The following is an 18,333-nucleotide window of genomic DNA, read 5'->3' on the forward strand; positions in this document are numbered from 1 at the left end:
CTACTTCTGTATCAACCTGATTTTACTGCCAAGACTACGGTCTTTTACCACCTCCAAAACCAATGGAAAGACCTCTTTCATGTATTCAAGATGGGAGATAACCCCGATAATCCTTCCACTTTTTTCAGACAGACCAAGCAGGATGGTTATCACTTTTTCTAAGGTTTTTTCATCCAAGCTACCAAACCCTTCGTCTATAAACAGAGACTCAAAATGCTTGGTTTTAAAAAGATAGGTGATAACGTCTGAAGTTCCAAGGGCAAGGGCAAGGGTAGCTATAAAAGACTCACCTCCTGAAAGGGTCTTAACCTCCCTCTTGGTTCCTGTATAAACGTCAAACACCTCGATTGAGACGTTTTTTTGCAAAAACATGTCCTCTACAAAGGTATACCTTCCAAAGGAAAACTCCTTCAGATATTCGTTAGCCCTTTGAAAAATAGCCCTTGCAAACATAGAAACTACAAAGGAATGAAAAGAGATCCCTTTAGGGTTTTTCCCTGAAATGAGATCACAGAGTTTACTTAAAAAACCAAATCTTTTTTCTAATCTTTCTCTTTCTTTCCCTAACTCTTGGTATTCTTTGAGATAACCCTCAAGTTGCTCTAACTTTTGATAGGCTATCCCTATTTCCTGATTTAGGCGTTTAAAGGTAAGTTCTAACCTTTCTTTTTTTTGGGTCAATGCTTCTAAATTCTGACTGATTACCTCAAGTTGGGCTTCTATTTCCTCTAAGTTTTTTAGGCCTAAACTTTCAAGCTTTTGGGTTAATTTTTCCTTTTCTGCTGTAAGCCTTTCTTTTTTCTGATAAAAATCTTTTATTTCAGCTTCTAAGGTTTGGATTTTACCTATCTCAGGTTTTAGTTCCTCAAACTCGTCCCACCGGTTTATAATTTTTTGTCTTTTTAGGGGTAACAGTTTAAAAACCTTAGCTTTATAGTTTGTTAAAAGATGCTGCAAAAATTCTTTTTGGTTTTTTAAGTCCTGTTCTATCGCGGTTTTTTGGTTGGTAAGGCTGTTTATCTGTTTTTCTAAGTCGGTTTTTTGGGTTTCAAACTCAGTAATCTTTTTTTCTTCGGTAACGATTTTTCTTTTTAAAGCTTCTAAACTTATCTCTTCTGTAAGGAGAGCTTTTAAACTATTTGTTAATTCTTCCAGGCGTCCTTTTGATAGCAAAAGCTTCTTTCTTTGGTTTTCTAAGGCTAAAGAGAGGTCTTTTTCTTCTGTTTCTTTTTTAGAAAGGATATTTTTTTGTTCTTTGATTTTACCTTCAAGGATTTTAATGATCATAGGATTCTTTTGATACTGGGAAACAAGCTCTGGATAAGCACTTTTTTGTGCTTCTATTTGGGCTAATTTTTCTTTTAATTCTTCTTCCTGATAAGGGGAGAGCTCAGTTTGTAATGTGTCAATCCTTATCTCCAAGGTTTGAAACTGAGTTTTGTAGTGTTCAAAATCCCTTTTTTTCTCTGTTAAAATTTTTTCTAGATTGTTTAATTCTTCAGTAAAGTTTTTATCGGTGATGGGAGAGGGATGAGAGGTTGACCCACAGACAGGGCAAGGTTTTCCTTCTTCTAAAGCTTTAGCAACCGTTAAAGCAAGGTTTTTAACCTCAAACTCCTGTTTTTGCTTTTCTAACTTCTCTATTTCAGTAGAAAGATTAGCTACTTTGTTTTCTAATTCAGGTTTTTTACTTAAGAAATGGTTTAGTTTAGTAAACTTTTCTAAGAGCTGTCTAATTTGTTTTTCTTCGTTAAGCCAGCTTTGAATTTTTAATAAAAGGTTTAATTTTTCTGAGTTTTCCTCAAGGAGTTGTTTAAGTTTTTTAATTTCTTCCCGGATTGAAAAAATTTCTTCGTCTTTAGACTGAACCTCCTTAGAAAGTTGATCGACTGATATTTCTAACGCTGTTTTTTCTTTAAGCTTTTCTTCTAACTGTTTCAACTCCTTTACTTTTAACTTCAGGTCTTCTATTTCTGGAATTTGAGATAAAACTTGGGAGAGATTTTGGGAAAGGGTGTTTAAAACTGCAGATAGTTTTATTTTTTTGGCAGAAAGATCTTTGATTTTAAACCTTACTTTCCATATTTCCTGTTTAAATTTTTTAAAGTCTTCATAAAAAGGCAAATAATCTTTAACAGTGTTTAAAAGTTCTAACCTGTTTTCTTTTTGTTTTATCTCATTTTCTAAGGCAAAGAGATTCTCTAACCCTTGTAAAACCTCACGAAAGGTTTTTAGGTCAGACAAGAGGGTTTGTTTGGTTGATATTTCCTGACTTAGAGTTTCTCTTTCCTTAGTAAGGTTTTTAACCTCTGCCTCTAAGGTTGAAAGATTTTTTTTGGTTTCTTTTATTTGATCTTCCAGTTCTTTTAATTCGTTAATGTTAGCCAGTTTTTTGATCTGGTTTTCCCGGTCTAAGTTTGACTTGATCTGGTTTTGGAGTTCTTTTAGACTAAGTTTAAAAAACTCTTCTAACTCGGCAAACAAAAAGGTGTCAAAGATGATCTTAAAAAGCTCTTCTCTTTCCTTTTTTTCTGCAAGAAGTATTTTACGATACTCTCCTTGAGGAATAAGAAACACCTTTTTAAACTGGTCGGCATTAAGTCCTATCAAAGACTGTATCTTACCGTTGACCTCTTTTTCTTTGTCAGAAAAAAATTTGCCTTCTATCCATAGACTTAATTTTTTACCTTTATTATCTTTGAAAGGAAGCCTTCTTATGATTCTGTATTCTTTTCCGTCTAAGAAAAACTTAAACTCTATTTCTGGCAGGAGGTTAGCCTGGTGTTGGACAAGGTGAGAAACAAGGGCCTTTGGGTCTCGCTTTTCTATGGTAGTGGTTCCGTAAAGAGCATAAACGATGGCATCAAAAAGCGTGGTTTTCCCTGCACCTATCTCTCCTGAAATCAAAAACAGCCTGCTGTCGTTTAACTTTTTAAAATCCTGTTCGCTGATTTTAACGTCTAAATAAGGACCAAACCCTTTGATAGAAAGAAATAAAGGACGCATTCTTTTATTTTATTTTATATTTTCTTGAAAGTTCTCGTTCAAGATCTCTTTTTTTGATGTCTTCTCTGCGGTCGTAGACTTTTTTACCTTTAGCTAAGGCTAACTCTACCTTAGCCAATCCTCTTTCGTTAAAGTAGACTTTGGTAGGAATAAGGGTATAACCTCTTTCCTGTACCTTTCCTGCCAACCTTTTGATTTCGGATTTTTTAAGTAAAAGTTTTCTTGTGCGGGTAGGGTCAAGGTTTTGAGCTTCTCTGCTGTGAGGATAGGGGCTTATGTGCATGTTATAGAGAAAGACCTCTCCGTTGACAACCCTGGCAAAACTGTCGTTAAGGTTAGCCCTACCTAATCTTAATGATTTTACTTCACATCCATAAAGCTGGATCCCAGCTTCATAGGTTTCTTCAATGTTGTATAGATGATAGGCTTTTTTGTTGGTGCACACTACCTTCATATGTTTTACTAAATTAACACAAATAGTTTGCCTTGACAAGATAAATAATTTTGCTAATATCCTTGTAAAGGGTTAGTAAAGGTTGTTAAAGATCAATTAACGGGGGTTTGTCATGAGTGCTCAGAAACCTTTAATTCTATGGTTTGATCAGATTTCCAAAGATGACATTCCTTTGGTTGGTGGTAAAAATGCTTCTTTGGGAGAGATGTATTCAAAACTTACAGAAAAAGGGATTAAAGTGCCTTATGGTTTTGCAGTAACCGCAGAGGCATATCGATATTTTATAAAAGAAAACCATTTAGACGATAAGATAAAAGAAATTTTAAAAGGGCTTGATACTCATGACGTGTTAGATCTACAAAAAAGAGGTAAGAAGATCAGGACCCTTCTTCTTAAGGCTAAAATGCCAGAGAAACTTGAGGCTGCTATAAGAGAGTCCTATGCTGAGCTTGAGAAAAGATATGGCAAGAATACCGATGTGGCTGTCAGGTCTTCTGCGACTGCCGAAGATTTACCAGATGCCTCTTTTGCCGGACAGCAAGAGACCTTTCTTAACATCAGAGGGGTAGATAATGTCGTAAAATATGTCCAAAAGTGTTTTGCCTCTCTTTTTACCGACAGAGCCATTTCCTACAGAGAGGATAAAGGGTTTGATCATTTTTCTGTTTATATCTCAGTAGCCATACAAAAGATGGTAAGAAGTGATGCCGCTTGTTCAGGAGTTATGTTTACCTTAGATACAGAAACCGGTTTTAGAGATGTGGTCTACATCACAGGCACCTGGGGATTAGGAGAAGCCTTGGTTCAGGGTAAGGTCACCCCTGATGAATATTATGTTTTTAAGCCTACCCTTAAACAGGGGTTTCGTCCTATCCTTTCTAAAAAGTTAGGTTCGAAACACCTTAAGATGGTTTATGGAGAGGACCCAAAACATCCGGTTAAGACAGTTAAAACCACCAAAGACGAAAGATTAAGCTTTGTGCTTTCTGATGAAGAAATTTTAAAACTTGCCAAATGGGCGATGATTATTGAAGAGCACTATGGAAGGCCTATGGATATAGAGTGGGCTAAAGACGGAGATGGAAAAACTATCGGTACAGGAGAGATTTTTATCGTTCAGGCAAGACCTGAAACAGTGCACGCCATTAAGGAGTATAAATATTATGAAGTCTATAAACTTAAAGGAGAAGGGAAGGTTATCTGCACCGGTAAGGCTGTAGGTAGCAAGATAGGGCAAGGAAAAGCTCGAGTGATCCTTAGCTTAAACGAAATTGCAAATTTTAAACCAGGGGAGATCTTGGTAACTGAGATGACAGACCCTGATTGGGAACCTATCATGAAAAAGGCCTCTGCCATCATTACCGATAGAGGCGGAAGAACCTGCCATGCAGCCATAGTTTCTCGAGAATTGGGAATACCCTGTATTGTGGGTACAGAAAATGCTACCAAACTTATCAACACCGGAGATAAAATTACCGTTGATTGTTCTCAAGGAGAGATAGGAAGAGTTTTAGAAGGGTTGGTAGACTATGAAGTTGAAAGGATAGACCTTGAGAAACTCCCTGAAACCAGGACCAAAATCATGATGAACGTAGGTATCCCTGAACAAGCCTTTGCTCAGGCACAGATACCAAACGATGGAGTAGGTCTTGCTCGTATAGAGTTTATCATCGGGTCTCATATAGGGATCCATCCTCTGGCTTTGCTTAACTATGAAAAGCTTAAGGAAGAGGCTAAAAAAGATAAGGAAATCGAAAAGGTAGTAGCTGTGATCGAAGAAAGAGCCTATAACTATACCGATAAAGCGGATTTTTATGTAGATAAACTGGCTCAAGGTATAGCGATGATAGGTGCTGCCTTTTATCCTAAGGATGTTATCGTGAGACTTTCAGATTTTAAGACCAATGAATATGCTAACCTGGTGGGAGGATATCTCTATGAGCCAGTAGAGCATAACCCGATGTTAGGTTGGAGAGGGGCTTCAAGGTATTATGACCCTAAGTTTGAACCTGCCTTTGCTTTAGAGTGCAAGGCTATCAAGAAGGCCAGAGACGAAATGGGGCTTACCAACATCAAAGTTATGGTGCCCTTCTGCAGGACGGTAGAAGAAGGGGAAAGGGTTATTAAGGTGATGGAAAAATATGGGCTTAAACAGGGAGAAAACGGGTTAGAGATATATGTGATGGCTGAAATACCAAGCAACGTTATCTTGGCAGAAGAATTTGCCAAGATTTTTGACGGTTTTTCGATAGGGTCTAACGATTTAACCCAGCTTACCTTGGGATTAGACAGAGACTCAGAGTTAGTGTCCCACATCTATGACGAAAGAAACCCAGCCATCAAAATTTTAATAAAACAGCTTATTGAAACTGCCCATAAGTTCGGAAGAAAGGTCGGAATCTGTGGACAGGCACCCAGTGATTTTCCTGATTTTGCTGCGTTTTTGGTAGAATGTGGGATCGATTCTATGAGCCTTTCCCCAGATACTGTAATTAAAACCAGGCTTTTGGTTGCTGAGAAAGAAAAGGAGTTAAAAAAGAAAAAGTGAAAATTTTAAGGGTTATCTTTTTTTGGTTTTTTGTTTTTTGTAGTTTTGCCTGGGCAGAAATAAATGTAGGTATATTACCCTTAAAACTTGAGGCACCTGCAGAATACGGTTATTTAAGAGAAGCTTTACAAAACCATATTTATCACAGGCTGTGGGTGCCTTCTAAGGTAAAAACCGTGTCGTTAGAAGATGGACGAACGTTATCTGGATTAGACTATCTCCTTTCCTCAGAGATAAAGGTCGAGAAAGAACAGGTAGCATTAAAACTAAAGCTTGATAGCGTAAGCCCGACCCCTAAAGAGGTTTGGGCTAAAGAAGAAAAGGTAGCAAGAGATCAACTTTTTTCTAAGATAGCCGTTTACTTGGAAGAGATAAAAAGGGTTTTGGTTGAGGGTAGTCCTCAGCCTCAAACCTTTACTTCTTTTTCTGGACCTTCTCAGTCTCAGGTTAGTACTCCTGCGGGAGGAATTACTCCTTTACCTAAGAATCTATCCGAGACAAAAGAGTATAACGTTCAGATAATAAAAGAAAAGAAATCTTTTTTTAGTAAGTTAAACCCATTTGAAAAGTTGTCAGACTGGATGTCTAACCTTTTTGCTAAAGAAAGTGAGTTTAAAATAAGCATTCCCATCCCTCCCCCTCCCCCTCCTCCTGGGGTGGTGGTTTCTCATCAACCTTTAGAGGTAAACCCTCAGACGTCTTTAAAAACTCCTCAGAAAGAGGCGTATACCGTTAATCCGGCTTTTTCCAAACCTCAACCTCAAATTCAACCTCAACCTCAATCCTTGATGCAACCGCAGACCCAACCACAGCCATCACCCTGGCAATGGTTTTAGCGATGAGGAAGAAAGGTCCTCAAATTTATATAAGACCTTATGCTAAGAAAAAAAAGAGCAGGTTTAAGAAGGTTTTTTTTACCTTACTTTTGATTTTTTTAGGCCTTACATGTGCTGTTTTTTTAACGCTAAATTTTTTAATCAAAAAGGAGATGGAAGAGGTGGAACGAGTCAAAAGAGAAAATGTATATTATGAAGGTGAAATTAAAAGGTTAACCTCTTCTGATGAGCCTTATGAAGAGATCTTACGGACTAAATATGGATACATAAAAGAAGGAGAAAAAATCATCATCTATTCTTCTCCTCAGGCAAAGGGAGAAAAAAAACCTTAATCAAGGGGGCTTTTTATGAACTATAAAGTTTTAGAGGGGTTTTTTGAGGGAGAAGACGTCAAAGTAGGTATAGTGATCAGCCGTTTTAACGTGTTTATTACCCAAAAACTTTTAGAAGGTGCATTAGATGTGCTAAAAAGACACAAGGTAAAAGAGGAAAATATCTATGTAGCCTGGGTGCCAGGGGCTTTTGAAATTCCTCTTGTGGCTAAAAAGCTTGCAAAGACCCAGAAGTTTGACGCAGTCCTTTGTTTAGGGGCTATCATAAGAGGGGCTACCCCTCATTTTGAATACGTAGCCGCAGAGGCTTCAAAAGGTGTAGCTCATGTGATGTTAGAAACAGAAATCCCTATTATCTTTGGTATCCTTACTACAGACACGATAGAGCAGGCGATAGAAAGAGCTGGCACCAAAGCCGGTAATAAAGGGGCTGAGGCTGCCCTAAGTGCCCTTGAGATGATAAACCTTTTAAAAAAGATAAACCAGGTTTAAGGGGAAGGAGCCATGCTTAAAACCTTAAGGGATTTTGACCTTAAAGGTAAAAAGGTTTTTATAAGGGTTGATTTTAACGTCCCTTTAGAAAACGGCAAAATTTTAGACGATACTCGTATAGTAGAAAGCCTTTCTACCATTACCCATGTGTTGCATTCCTATGGTAAGGTTATCCTTTGTTCTCATTTAGGAAGACCTAAGGGAAAAAGAGTGCCTGAATTTTCTTTAAGGCCTGTTTATGAATATCTGAAAACGGTTTTTAAAGACAGAGAGGTCAAGTTTTTAGAGGATTTTTTGAGTCCTGAGGCAGAAAAAGAACTCGAAAACCTGAAAGAAGGGGAGATTTTGCTTTTAGAAAACATAAGATTTTACGAGGGAGAAACCAAAAACGACCCTGATTTTGCCAAGGCTTTAGCCAAGTTTGCAGACATCTACATTAACGATGCCTTTTCTGTCTCACACAGGGCACATGCCTCCGTTGTAGGAGTACCTCTTCTAGTTAAAGAAAAGGGGATAGGGTTACAGATGGAAAAGGAACTGAAATACCTTTCGAAGATTGTGGGAAAGCCTGAAAGACCCTTTTATGCGGTAGTAGGAGGAAGTAAGGTTTCCACCAAAATAGGGGTTTTAAAGAGCTTACTTAACAAGCTTGACAAGCTTATCATCGGTGGGGCGATGGCCAACACCTTTCTTGCAGCCAAAGGGTATTCTGTAGGAGATTCTTTTGTAGAAGAAGAATACATAGAGGTGGCAAAGGAAATTCTTAAAGAAGCTAAGGAAAAGGAGGTTAAAATTTATTTACCGGTAGATGTAGTGGTTGAAAACAACGGACAGGTTTTAGCTAAGGGCTTAAGGGAAATCGTTAAAGAAGATAAGGTGTTTGACATAGGAAAGGAGACGGTAAAACTTTTCTGCAGGAGTCTTGATGGAGCTAAAACTGTGGTGTGGAACGGGCCCTTAGGTTATTTTGAAAAACCACCTTTTGACTATGGAACTGTCGAGATAGCCAGAAAGATTGCCTCTCTTACCTGTACCACCATAGCAGGGGGAGGAGATACCCTTTCTGCCATAAAATATGCCTGCGTAGAAACAGGATTTTCCTATGTTTCTACCGCAGGTGGGGCCTTTTTAGAGTATTTAGAAGGAAAAGACCTGCCAGGAATTTTAGCTTTAACGAAGTAACGTTGAAAAAAGGGGTTAGATTTATGAAAAAGGTTCTTTTAGCTGGAAACTGGAAGATGCACAAAACTTTGTCTGAAGTAAAGGCCTATTTTGAGAAGTTTCTTAAAGACTTAGAAACAATAGACCTTTCAGCCAAAGAAATAATGATAGCTCCACCTTTTACAGCATTAGCTTACTCAAGAAAACTGACTGATGGTTCACCTATCAAGTTAGGTGCTCAAAATGCCTGTTGGGAGGAAAAAGGTGCTTTTACCGGAGAAATATCCCCTTTGATGCTTAAGGATTTAGGGGTTGAGTATGTGATAGTAGGTCATTCAGAAAGAAGACATGTTTTCGGAGAAACCAATGAGCTGGTAGGAAAAAGAGCAGAAGGTATTTTTCGTTTTGGGTTGACCCCTGTTCTTTGTGTAGGAGAAACTCTCGAAGAAAGACAGCAGAATAAAACCTTAGAGGTAATAAAATCGCAAATAGAGGCAGGTTTAAGCGGGATTAAAGAGGTTGGGGAAAGGGATCTGGTGATAGCCTATGAACCTGTTTGGGCTATAGGAACAGGCATTACCGCAACCCCTGAACAGGCTGAAGAAGTCCATGGTTTTATCAGAGATTTTCTTTCAGGTCTTTATGGAAAAGAGAAGGCAGAAACCATAAGAATCCTTTATGGAGGAAGTGTAACCCCTGAAAACATAGAAAGCCTTATCAAGCAACCTAACATAGATGGGGTGTTGGTAGGTGGAGCTTCTTTAGACCCTGAGAAATTTTTAAAGATTTGCGCTGTAGCCCTTTAAGGAGAAAGGGCCATGACAGAACAGTGTAGTTTACCCGATTATACCGACCTTTCTTACGAGATTTTAGAAATACCTAAGAAATACAAAAGATTGGCCATAGTAGGGGCAAGTCATAATCCAGAACGCCCAAGCTATCAGGTAATGGAATATCTACTAAAAGAAGGTTTTGAAGTAGTCCCTATAAACCCGGTAAGGGAAGAAATCCTTGGGAAAAAGGTATATCCTTCTTTATCTCAACTCCCTGAAGAGCTTTATCCTGAGGTAGTGATTATTTTTAGAAAGCCTGAGATGGTTTTACCGATAGTAGAAGAGGCATTGGCTTTAAAACCTAAGGTGATCTGGATGCAAGAGGGGGTGATTAACGAAGAAGCTAAAAAACTTGCTGAGGCCCACGGGATAAAGGTAGTGATGAATAAATGTTTTAAAAAAGTCCATATGATAGGCAAAAAGAAAGGCCAGTAGATGACAGAAGGCTTCCGCGAGGTAGAAGTATACACAGACTTAGAGCAATTCAGGAAAGTTTTTACCAAAAACAAACAGGAGGTTTTAAAGTATAATCTTTCAGAATTTGTGGCACTCCTATCAACCGTCCCTCTTCCCAAGCTTTTTTCTGGTTTATTTTTAGAGCTTATAGTTAAACTTTCTGAAGCCCTTTACTGGAAAAGCTGTTTTTTGTTAAACACACGTCCTCAGGAGGAACCTCAACCTTCTGAGGAATCTTATCCTGAGGAAGAGATTTCAATAAAAAGACAGTTTCACTACTATAACCTTATTCCCTTAGACCGGGTTCTCGAAGATAAAGTTTTTTTACCTAAAAGTTCAGAGGTTCAACTGTCTTCAGATGAAATTTCAAACAGTCCAGAAAGTCAACAGGCTTTCAATCTTCTTTTACAGGCTCTTCTTAGGGTGCTTCAACGGGAAACCCTTAAAACAGAAGTCTTAGAAAGGCTGCCACAGGTTTCGATAGACGATTACATAGATGAGGTCTATCAGTTTTTACAACAAAATCCTTCTTTTTATTTTAAAGATTTCCTAAAAACCAGAGATCTCGATGTGTTAAGAGTGGTTTGTTATTTTCTTGCTCTTCTTTTCATGTGTTTCTATGAACAGTGTAGACTGGTGCAAAATAGCGAGTATGAAGACATCTTGGTAATTAAGGTTTAAGGTTAAAAGTTTTTTTAAGATATGTGAAATATTTAACAAGCAGTTTAAAAAGGGGTAGCAGAGATTAGAGATTTAAGGATAAAGCTAACAAGTTATTCCTGGTTAAAGAGAGGTTATAGATGAAATACAAGATAAAGCATTATCCTGAACGTTGTTCTGGTTGTGGGGAATGTGTTAAGGCTTGTGCAGAAAATCATGAAGGGTTAAGTAATTGTGCTGTTTATGAGGTAGATGGCAAGTTTTATTATTTTTCTTGTCTTCAGTGTAAAAGGCCTCAATGTGCGTCGGTGTGTCCTGTAGGTGCTATAGAAAGAGAAGGAGAGGTGGTAAGGCTTTATCCAGAGCTTTGTGTGGGATGCAGAAACTGTGAGGAGGCTTGCCCGTTTGGTGTCCCTAAGTTTAACAAAAAAACAGGCAGGATTAACAAATGTGACCTTTGTTTAGAAAGGGTAAAGGCAGGTCTTTTACCTTATTGTGTAGAGGCTTGTCCTAATCAGGCTTTAGAGCTAGTTAAAGAAACTCCTAAACCTAAGGAGGAAGAAAAATAAATGAGTGGATATCAAGGGATTTTTTTGTTTGGTTTTTTGCTTTTCCTTCTTGGGGCTTTATTGGTGATAGCTAACAATTTTTTGGCTTTAAAAAGGTTTAACTCTGCTAAGTTTAAGCCCTATGAATGTGGTATAGATGTTTCTTGGGATGCAAGAATACCCCTTAAGGTGAAATTTTACCTGATAGCTGTGATTTTTTTGGTTTTTGATGTTGAGTTGGTTTTTCTTTATCCCTGGGCAGTAGTTTTTGAAGACCTTGGTTGGTTTGGTTTTGTAGAAATAGCAGTTTTTGTGTTTTTGTTGTTGGTAGCCTATGTCTATGCCTGGAGAGAAGGAGCTTTAAAATGGGAGTAGAAAAATCTACCATAGAGATAGCACCTGGAGTAAGACAGGTTCCTGGAGCCCCTGTAGTGGTGACTACTATAGACAAAGTGATAAACTGGGCAAGAGCAGGGTCTTTGTGGCCTCTTACCTTTGGGCTTGCCTGCTGTGCCATAGAGATGATGGCAACTGGAGCCAGTCACTATGACCTTGACCGGTATGGGATAATCTTTAGAGCTACCCCTCGTCAGGCAGACCTTTTGATAGTAGCAGGTACGGTAACCAAAAAGATGGCTCCGATCGTAAGAAGGGTTTATGACCAGATGCCAGAGCCTAAATATGTGATTGCCATGGGAAGTTGTGCCTGCTCTGGTGGAATTTTTAAAACCTATGCGGTAGCTCAGGGGGTAGACCAGTTTTTACCGGTAGACCTCTATCTCCCTGGTTGCCCTCCCCGTCCTGAAGCCTTGATCTATGCTTTATTGCAACTCCAGGAAAAAATAAAAAAAGAGACTAAAAGATGGGGTTACTGGAGATAGTGTATGGCACTTTATGAAGAGTTAAAGACTAAGTTCCCAGAGGTAGTGAAAGAAGGTTTTCAGGAAGTTGACGGAGAAGTGGTGGTTTGCAATAGAGAAGGTTTTTTAGACCTTATAGCCTGGCTTAAACAAGAAAAAGGTTTTATCCATCTGATAGACCTTTGTGGGGTTGACTACTTAGGATACAAACCTAAGACCTTTGAGGAAAGGTTTGAGGTGGTTTATCATGTTTTTAATTTAGATGAAAGAAAACTTTTAAGGTTAAAGGTTAGGGTTCCAGAAGAGGATCCCTGGCAGTATTCTATCACCTCTCTGTGGAAGGAGGCTAACTGGTTTGAGAGAGAGTGTTTTGATATGTTTGGGATAGTTTTTAAAGGTCATCCTGACTTAAGAAGGGTGCTTATGCCTGAAGACTGGAAGGGATATCCTTTAAGAAAGGACTATCCTCTTTTCTCAGAGGAAGAGGATTGGGAACCATACAAGGTTTTGGTAGAAAAGTATAAGAGGAGAGGCTAAAGGATGTCTTTAGTTTTAGAGGTTAATAAAAAACAGAAAGGCAAAGACAGCTGGGAGGAGCCTTTTTACCTGAACATGGGGCCTCAGCACCCTTCTACTCACGGGGTTTTACGCCTTTTCCTTGAGTTAGAGGGGGAAACCATCGTTAACTGCGACCCTATCATCGGTTATCTTCATAGAGGAATAGAAAAACTTGCAGAAAATCTTAACTACAACCAGACCATCGTTTTGAGTGACCGGTTAGACTATATTTCTTCTGCGGCAAACAACGTAGCCTTTGCCCTTGCCTTTGAAAAACTCTTCAAGCTTGAGGTGCCAAGAAGGGCTAAGCTGATAAGGACGATCGTTTCAGAGATGGCAAGGATATGTAGCCATTTGCTCTGGCTTGCAACCCATGCCCTTGATATAGGTGCGATGACGGTTTTTCTTTACTGTTTTAGGGACAGAGAATGGTTGTTAAACATCTATGAAAGGATTTGTGGGGCAAGGCTCACCCATACCTACGTTAGGGTGGGTGGGGTAAGAAGAGATTTTGAGCCTGAGGTTATAGAGGAACTCTATCGGTTTGTAGAGGAGTTTCCTAAAAGGATTACCGACTACGAGACCTTAATCGATACCAACCGTATCTGGCTTAAACGAACCAAGAACATAGCGGTGGTTTCTGCTGAAGAGGCTTTTAACTTAGGGCTTACCGGTCCTTGTTTAAGAGGATCTGGTGTTTCCTATGATGTAAGAAAATTTAGACCCTATGATGCTTACTCTGAGGTAGAGTTTGAGGTTCCTGTAGGACAAAATGGAGATACCTATGATCGTTATAAAGTAAGGATGATAGAGCTTCGTCAGTCTAACTGGATCATTAAACAGTGTTTAGACAAGCTTTCTGAAACTGAAGGAGAGCTTGTGTTAGCTGAAAATTCTCCTGACCTTCTTATGCCAGAAAAGGTGAGAGAGGTTTCTGCTCAACCCCATCCCAAGCTTGGGGTTATGTTTAAACCAAAGGAAAAAGAAATCGTCCCTGTAGGGGAGGCCTTTGCCTCTATAGAATCCCCTAAGGGTGAGCTTTCGGTTTATGTGGTAAGTGATGGTTCAAGTAGACCCTGGAGGCTTAGGATCAGGACTCCCTCTTTTGTACATATCTCTGCCATTCCTCATATGACAAAAGGGCATATGATTGCTGATCTGGTAGCCATTATAGGGACCCTTGACATAGTTTTAGGGGATTCTGACAGGTAAGGAGGATATATGGAAGACCTTTGGTCCAATCTGTTTTGGTTTTTGGCAGGAACGGTGATCCTGCTTATAGTAAGCCTTTTACACGTAGCTTATCTTACCTACGCAGAAAGAAAGATCATTGCCAGGATGCAACAAAGGCTTGGACCTAACAGGGTAGGACCAAGAGGGCTTTTACAACCCATAGCTGACATGTTAAAGCTGCTTACCAAGGAAGATATCATTCCTGCTCAGGTAGATAAGCCTGTATTTTATATCGCCCCTTTTATCTCTCTGGTTTGTGCTGGAACAGGGATAGCGTTGGTGCCTCTTTGGGAAAATTTTGTGATAAGCAACATAAACGTAGGTCTTTTGTTTATTTTGGCTTTAAGCTCTTTAAGTGCCTATGGAGTTATACTATCAGGATGGGCTTCTAACTCAAGGTATGCCTTTTTAGGAGGGCTTAGGGCCAGTGCTCAGGTGATAAGCTATGAGATAGCGATGAGCCTTGCCCTTTTAAGCGTGGTTTTGATGGCAGGGTCCCTTAACCTTGGAGATATCGTAAGAGCTCAGATAAACTCACCTTTTAAGGTTTATCTTATTCCTCAGCTGATTGGCTTTTTTGTTTTTATCATCTCAGCGGTAGCTGAGTGTAATCGCACTCCCTTTGATTTGCCTGAGGCAGAGACAGAGCTTGTTGCAGGGTATTTTGTAGAATATTCAGGTATGAGGTTTGCCCTTTTTTATCTGGCAGAATATTTTGGAATGCTTGTGATGAGTGCCCTTGCAGTTACTTGTTTCTTAGGTGGTTGGGCAGGGCCTTTTGAGGTTCCTTATGTTCCCTTTTTCTGGTTTGTGGTAAAGGTTTATGCCTTACTTTTCTTTTACATCTGGATAAGGGCTACCCTTCCAAGATATCGTTATGACCAACTTATGGACCTTGGATGGAAGGTGCTTATTCCTCTTGGTTTGATAAACCTGTTTTTAACAGCCTTGATAAAACTGATTTTTTAGGAGGAAATGGAAGGTGAAAAGCCTGTTTGAAAAGCTTTTTTTGATAGAAATTTTAAAGGGATTAGCCTTAACCGTTAAAAAATTACTGTTTGAAAAGCCTGTTACCATAGAATGCTACGACAAGGTAATCCCTCAACCTTATCCAGGATTTAGAGGAAGACATGCTTTGGTTAGAAGTGAACTTACCCAGGGACCTATCTGTGTGGCTTGCCATAGGTGCGAAAGGGTTTGCCCTTCAAGATGCATCTACATCAAAACTGTAGAGATAGAAGAGGAAGGAAAGAGGAAAAGACAGTTAGCTGAGTATGCGATAGATGCTTCAAGATGTGTGTATTGTGGGTATTGTGTAGAGGTTTGTCCGGTAAATGCCTTGGTGCTTACAGAGTTTTATCAGTATGTAGGCGAAAACAGAGAGGACCTTTATTTTGACCAGGAAAGGTTGCTTAAAAACTGGGACGAGTTTATCGCTAAAGCTGAAAGGCCTTACTTTAATCCATTCTGGAAACCTAAGGGTATCCCAGAGGGATTTTTCTCTATAGTAAAAAGAAAGGCTAAAGGGGTTTAAAATGGGATTAGGCATAGATCTTAACAGCCTTATTTTTGGGTATCTGGCTTTTGCGATGGTGGTTTCAAGTGTGCTTGCGGTTTTCTCGAAAAATCCAGTACACACCGTGCTTCTCGTTTTGGTAATGGTGGTACATCAGGCTTTTTTGCTTTTAACCCTTGGCTCTGAGTTTTTGATGGCTGTACAGCTGATTGTATACGCAGGGGCGGTGCTGGTCCTGTTTTTGTTTGTGGTTTACCTGATAAACCTGAGAAAAGAGACAAAACACAGCATCTTTGTTAAACGTTTTTGCCTCTGTAGTTTGGTTTTCTTGCTGTTTTTAGGTTTTATGGGGGTTAATCTTTACTTGATATACGGAGCCAAAAAATTTGAACAGGCAGTCTTACCCTTTAATCCTCTGGAAAAAGACAACCTTTGGTGGATAGCCCATTATCTTTTTAACTACTATCTTTTGCCTTTTGAGATTATAGGAGTGATATTGCTGGTAGCGGTTTTAGGGGCGGTCTTTTTGGTAAGAAAAGTTAAAACTACAGAGGAGGCTTAGTAAAAAATGGTACCTTTTGAGGCATATTTAATCCTATCATCGGTCCTTTTTCTGATAGGACTTTTTGGTTTCTTGATGAGAAGAAACTTGATAGTAGTTTTGGTTTCCATAGAGATTATGCTTAACGCCATCATCATCCTTTTTGCCGCACTTTCTTATTTTAAAAAAGACATAACTGGTTATGTGATGGTATTTTTTATCATAGCGATGGCTGCGGCTGAGGCTGCGATCGGATTGACCTTAGCTATATTGATCTACAAAAAACTTAAAACCGTTTATACAGACGAAATAAACCATTACAAGGGGTAGTTTTTATGGCAGAACATCCTTATGAGTTGATTACCCATTTTAACCTCTGGGTTTTTCTTATCCCCTTTATACCCCTTTTAGGTAGCCTTTTTACCCTTATCTTTGGGAAGAAATATTTACAGGAAAAGGCACATCAGATTCCAGTTTTAGCTATTTTCATAAGTTTTCTGATCTCTTTAAAGGTTTTGTTTGAGGTGCTTTCAGGAAAGATTTTTGATTTTGACCTTTATACCTGGATTTCTGCTTCAAACTTGAAGGTAGGGTTAGGTTTTTTGGTTGACCCTCTTTCTATAGTAATGACCACGATGGTGCTTTCGTTATCCTTTCTTATTCATGTTTACTCTATCGGCTACATGTATGGAGACCCTGGGTATTATCGATTTTTTTCTTACATCTCTCTTTTCACGTTTAGTATGCTGATGCTGGTTCTTTCCAACAACGTGGTTCAACTTTATTTAGGGTGGGAGGCAGTAGGGCTTTGTTCTTATCTTTTGATTGGTTTCTGGTATGAGAAAAAAAGTGCAGCCAACGCAGCCAAAAAAGCTTTTATCGTTAACAGGGTAGGTGATTTTGGTTTTGCCCTTGGGGTGTTTGCTTTGTTTTATTTTACCGGAACTCTTTATTATCACGACCTCTTTTCTAAACTCCCTCTTTTGTCTGAAAAATATATAGACTTTTTAGGTTTAGAAGTCCATGTACCTTTTCTGATAGCCTTTTTGCTTTTTTGCGGGGCTATGGGTAAAAGCGCACAGGTTCCGCTTCATACCTGGCTTCCTGATGCGATGGAAGGTCCAACCCCTGTTTCTGCGCTAATCCATGCGGCTACGATGGTTACCGCAGGGGTCTTTATGGTAGCAAGGCTCCATGGCCTTTTTGAGCTTTCTTCTTATGCCATGGCTATGGTAGCTTTCGTAGGGGCTTTTACCTGTTTTATGGCAGCAACCATCGCCCCTACCAGGTTTGATATCAAAAGGATCATCGCTTACTCTACCATGTCTCAATTGGGATACATGTTTATGGCCTGTGGAGTAGGGGCTTTTGCTGCAGGTATTTTTCACCTCTTTACCCATGCCTATTTTAAAGCTCTGCTTTTCCTTGGGGCTGGTAGCGTGATCCATGCGGTTCATACCAACGACATAAGGCAGATGGGTGGATTAAGAAAGTATATGCCCTATACATTTGTTACCTTTATGATAGGTGCATTAGCCTTGGCTGGTTTCCCAGGGCTTTCTGGATTTTTTAGTAAAGACGAAATACTTGCGATGGCCTATTTCTCTCAGTATCCCTGGGGTAAGTTGGTTTGGGTTACAGGGCTTTTGGTGGCGTTTTTAACAGCTTTTTATACCTTCAGGTTAGTGTTTCGGGTGTTCTTTGGAGAATATAAGGGAAGAAAGGATTTCCATCCTCATGAGTCCCCAAGGACGATGGTTATTCCTCTTTGTTTGATAAGTATAGGGGCTGTTTTTGCAGGTTGGTTAGGAGTTCCTCATTCCTTAGGAGGAAACCCTGTATTTTTAAACTTTTTAGAGTCGGTTCTTGGACACCCAAAGACCCTGCCCATGGAACACCAGACTGAGTATCTTTTGATGGGACTTTCTGTTATGGCAGCCTTTTTGGGTATCCTTTTAGCCTGGATAGTCTACCTTAAAAGACCAAGCCTTCAGTTTTGGTTATCCCAAAACCTTCCTTCAGTCTACAGATTTTTATATGCTAAATGGTATTTTGACGAGGTGTATGATTTACTTTTTGTACGTTCTACCTTATGGACAGCTAAATGGATGGTTACTAAGATTTCAGACGGTATTTTGATAGAAGGGATTATCAACGGCACAGCCAAACTTATAAGTCTTGCAGGCTCAGGTTTAAGGACGGTGCACTCAGGAATTGTTAACCATTACAATACTTTTATCTTGGTAGGTCTTATTCTTTATTTTATTTTGTATTTTTGCCTAAGATAGAAGCGGAGGAA

At 39.3% G+C, this 18,333-nt stretch carries 20 protein-coding genes; 18 read left to right on the forward strand and 2 right to left on the reverse strand.

The window, feature by feature from the left end; all coding sequences use genetic code 11:
• Together H529_RS0104850 and smpB are read right to left on the reverse strand one after the other, a co-directional pair.
• Positions 1-3,006, reverse strand: a complete 3,006-nt coding sequence (locus tag H529_RS0104850; RefSeq protein WP_022855418.1) for an AAA family ATPase — start codon at positions 3,004-3,006, stop codon at positions 1-3.
• A 4-nt stretch (positions 3,007-3,010) separates the two neighbouring features.
• Positions 3,011-3,460: an SsrA-binding protein SmpB gene (gene smpB / locus H529_RS0104855; RefSeq protein WP_022855419.1), complete on the reverse strand. Its 450-nt coding sequence runs from the start codon at positions 3,458-3,460 to the stop codon at positions 3,011-3,013.
• Between the two features lie 112 nt (positions 3,461-3,572).
• Here smpB and ppsA point away from each other — a divergent pair, with 112 nt between their 5' ends.
• The 18 genes from ppsA to nuoL all read left to right on the forward strand — a co-directional run bounded on the left by ppsA (position 3,573) and on the right by nuoL (position 18,322).
• Positions 3,573-6,008, forward strand: a complete 2,436-nt coding sequence (gene ppsA, locus H529_RS0104860) for a phosphoenolpyruvate synthase (protein WP_022855420.1) — start codon at positions 3,573-3,575, stop codon at positions 6,006-6,008.
• A complete protein-coding gene (locus H529_RS0104865; protein ID WP_022855421.1) occupies positions 6,005-6,844 on the forward strand; it encodes a hypothetical protein in 840 nt (279 codons plus the stop codon). Before ppsA ends, H529_RS0104865 begins: the two co-directional genes overlap by 4 nt.
• A 2-nt stretch (positions 6,845-6,846) precedes the next feature.
• On the forward strand, positions 6,847-7,176 hold the full coding sequence (locus H529_RS11835; protein ID WP_022855422.1) for an FtsB family cell division protein: 330 nt from the start codon (positions 6,847-6,849) through the stop codon (positions 7,174-7,176).
• Between the two features lie 15 nt (positions 7,177-7,191).
• The gene (ribH, locus tag H529_RS0104875) at positions 7,192-7,668 is read left to right on the forward strand and encodes a 6,7-dimethyl-8-ribityllumazine synthase (RefSeq protein ID WP_022855423.1); all 477 of its coding nucleotides are present in this window, start codon (positions 7,192-7,194) and stop codon (positions 7,666-7,668) included.
• Between the two features lie 12 nt (positions 7,669-7,680).
• Positions 7,681-8,850: a phosphoglycerate kinase gene (locus H529_RS0104880; RefSeq protein WP_022855424.1), complete on the forward strand. Its 1,170-nt coding sequence runs from the start codon at positions 7,681-7,683 to the stop codon at positions 8,848-8,850.
• Positions 8,851-8,873: 23 nt separating this feature from the next.
• Complete coding sequence (tpiA, locus tag H529_RS0104885; protein WP_022855425.1) at positions 8,874-9,635, forward strand: triose-phosphate isomerase; 762 nt, start codon at positions 8,874-8,876, stop codon at positions 9,633-9,635.
• 12 nt (positions 9,636-9,647) lie between these two features.
• Positions 9,648-10,097 carry a CoA-binding protein gene (locus H529_RS0104890; protein ID WP_022855426.1) on the forward strand — a complete coding sequence of 150 codons (450 nt, stop codon included), beginning with the start codon at positions 9,648-9,650 and terminating at the stop codon, positions 10,095-10,097.
• The gene (locus tag H529_RS0104895) at positions 10,098-10,799 is read left to right on the forward strand and encodes a hypothetical protein (protein ID WP_022855427.1); all 702 of its coding nucleotides are present in this window, start codon (positions 10,098-10,100) and stop codon (positions 10,797-10,799) included.
• A 119-nt stretch (positions 10,800-10,918) separates the two neighbouring features.
• Entirely contained in the window at positions 10,919-11,347 is a 429-nt protein-coding gene (locus H529_RS0104900) for a 4Fe-4S dicluster domain-containing protein (protein ID WP_022855428.1), read from the forward strand.
• A complete protein-coding gene (locus H529_RS0104905; RefSeq protein WP_022855429.1) occupies positions 11,348-11,701 on the forward strand; it encodes an NADH-quinone oxidoreductase subunit A in 354 nt (117 codons plus the stop codon).
• Entirely contained in the window at positions 11,692-12,207 is a 516-nt protein-coding gene (locus tag H529_RS0104910) for an NADH-quinone oxidoreductase subunit B (RefSeq protein WP_022855430.1), read from the forward strand. Before H529_RS0104905 ends, H529_RS0104910 begins: the two co-directional genes overlap by 10 nt.
• A 3-nt stretch (positions 12,208-12,210) precedes the next feature.
• Positions 12,211-12,723: an NADH-quinone oxidoreductase subunit C gene (locus H529_RS10200; protein ID WP_033396839.1), complete on the forward strand. Its 513-nt coding sequence runs from the start codon at positions 12,211-12,213 to the stop codon at positions 12,721-12,723.
• Positions 12,724-12,726: 3 nt separating this feature from the next.
• Complete coding sequence (locus tag H529_RS0104920; RefSeq protein WP_028843061.1) at positions 12,727-13,956, forward strand: NADH-quinone oxidoreductase subunit D; 1,230 nt, start codon at positions 12,727-12,729, stop codon at positions 13,954-13,956.
• A 9-nt stretch (positions 13,957-13,965) separates the two neighbouring features.
• Complete coding sequence (gene nuoH / locus H529_RS0104925; RefSeq protein WP_022855431.1) at positions 13,966-14,946, forward strand: NADH-quinone oxidoreductase subunit NuoH; 981 nt, start codon at positions 13,966-13,968, stop codon at positions 14,944-14,946.
• 13 nt (positions 14,947-14,959) lie between these two features.
• Positions 14,960-15,511, forward strand: coding sequence for a NuoI/complex I 23 kDa subunit family protein (locus H529_RS10205; RefSeq protein WP_022855432.1), 552 nt, complete (start codon positions 14,960-14,962; stop codon positions 15,509-15,511).
• Position 15,512: 1 nt separating this feature from the next.
• A complete protein-coding gene (locus H529_RS10210; RefSeq protein ID WP_022855433.1) occupies positions 15,513-16,055 on the forward strand; it encodes an NADH-quinone oxidoreductase subunit J family protein in 543 nt (180 codons plus the stop codon).
• Positions 16,056-16,061: 6 nt separating this feature from the next.
• The gene (nuoK, locus tag H529_RS0104940; RefSeq protein WP_022855434.1) at positions 16,062-16,364 is read left to right on the forward strand and encodes an NADH-quinone oxidoreductase subunit NuoK; all 303 of its coding nucleotides are present in this window, start codon (positions 16,062-16,064) and stop codon (positions 16,362-16,364) included.
• A gap of 5 nt (positions 16,365-16,369) precedes the next feature.
• Positions 16,370-18,322, forward strand: a complete 1,953-nt coding sequence (gene nuoL, locus H529_RS0104945; RefSeq protein ID WP_022855435.1) for an NADH-quinone oxidoreductase subunit L — start codon at positions 16,370-16,372, stop codon at positions 18,320-18,322.
• The last annotated feature ends 11 nt before the right edge of the window (positions 18,323-18,333 follow it).

Origin of the sequence: Thermodesulfobacterium thermophilum DSM 1276 (assembly GCF_000421605.1) — a bacterium.
Classification (GTDB): domain Bacteria; phylum Desulfobacterota; class Thermodesulfobacteria; order Thermodesulfobacteriales; family Thermodesulfobacteriaceae; genus Thermodesulfobacterium; species Thermodesulfobacterium thermophilum.

Bases quoted from the DNA above. Each gene is read 5' to 3' on its own strand.
- H529_RS0104920 (WP_028843061.1), top strand. From the start codon at position 12,727: ATGTCTTTAGTTTTAGAGGTTAATAAAAAACAGAAAGGCAAAGACAGC.
- smpB (WP_022855419.1), bottom strand. From the start codon at position 3,460: ATGAAGGTAGTGTGCACCAACAAAAAAGCCTATCATCTATACAACATT.
- ribH (WP_022855423.1), top strand. From the start codon at position 7,192: ATGAACTATAAAGTTTTAGAGGGGTTTTTTGAGGGAGAAGACGTCAAA.
- nuoH (WP_022855431.1), top strand. From the start codon at position 13,966: ATGGAAGACCTTTGGTCCAATCTGTTTTGGTTTTTGGCAGGAACGGTG.
- H529_RS0104900 (WP_022855428.1), top strand. From the start codon at position 10,919: ATGAAATACAAGATAAAGCATTATCCTGAACGTTGTTCTGGTTGTGGG.
- H529_RS0104850 (WP_022855418.1), bottom strand. From the start codon at position 3,006: ATGCGTCCTTTATTTCTTTCTATCAAAGGGTTTGGTCCTTATTTAGAC.
- H529_RS10200 (WP_033396839.1), top strand. From the start codon at position 12,211: ATGGCACTTTATGAAGAGTTAAAGACTAAGTTCCCAGAGGTAGTGAAA.
- ppsA (WP_022855420.1), top strand. From the start codon at position 3,573: ATGAGTGCTCAGAAACCTTTAATTCTATGGTTTGATCAGATTTCCAAA.
- tpiA (WP_022855425.1), top strand. From the start codon at position 8,874: ATGAAAAAGGTTCTTTTAGCTGGAAACTGGAAGATGCACAAAACTTTG.
- H529_RS0104910 (WP_022855430.1), top strand. From the start codon at position 11,692: ATGGGAGTAGAAAAATCTACCATAGAGATAGCACCTGGAGTAAGACAG.
- H529_RS11835 (WP_022855422.1), top strand. From the start codon at position 6,847: ATGAGGAAGAAAGGTCCTCAAATTTATATAAGACCTTATGCTAAGAAA.
- H529_RS10210 (WP_022855433.1), top strand. From the start codon at position 15,513: ATGGGATTAGGCATAGATCTTAACAGCCTTATTTTTGGGTATCTGGCT.
- H529_RS0104880 (WP_022855424.1), top strand. From the start codon at position 7,681: ATGCTTAAAACCTTAAGGGATTTTGACCTTAAAGGTAAAAAGGTTTTT.
- nuoL (WP_022855435.1), top strand. From the start codon at position 16,370: ATGGCAGAACATCCTTATGAGTTGATTACCCATTTTAACCTCTGGGTT.
- H529_RS0104905 (WP_022855429.1), top strand. From the start codon at position 11,348: ATGAGTGGATATCAAGGGATTTTTTTGTTTGGTTTTTTGCTTTTCCTT.
- nuoK (WP_022855434.1), top strand. From the start codon at position 16,062: ATGGTACCTTTTGAGGCATATTTAATCCTATCATCGGTCCTTTTTCTG.
- H529_RS0104890 (WP_022855426.1), top strand. From the start codon at position 9,648: ATGACAGAACAGTGTAGTTTACCCGATTATACCGACCTTTCTTACGAG.
- H529_RS0104895 (WP_022855427.1), top strand. From the start codon at position 10,098: ATGACAGAAGGCTTCCGCGAGGTAGAAGTATACACAGACTTAGAGCAA.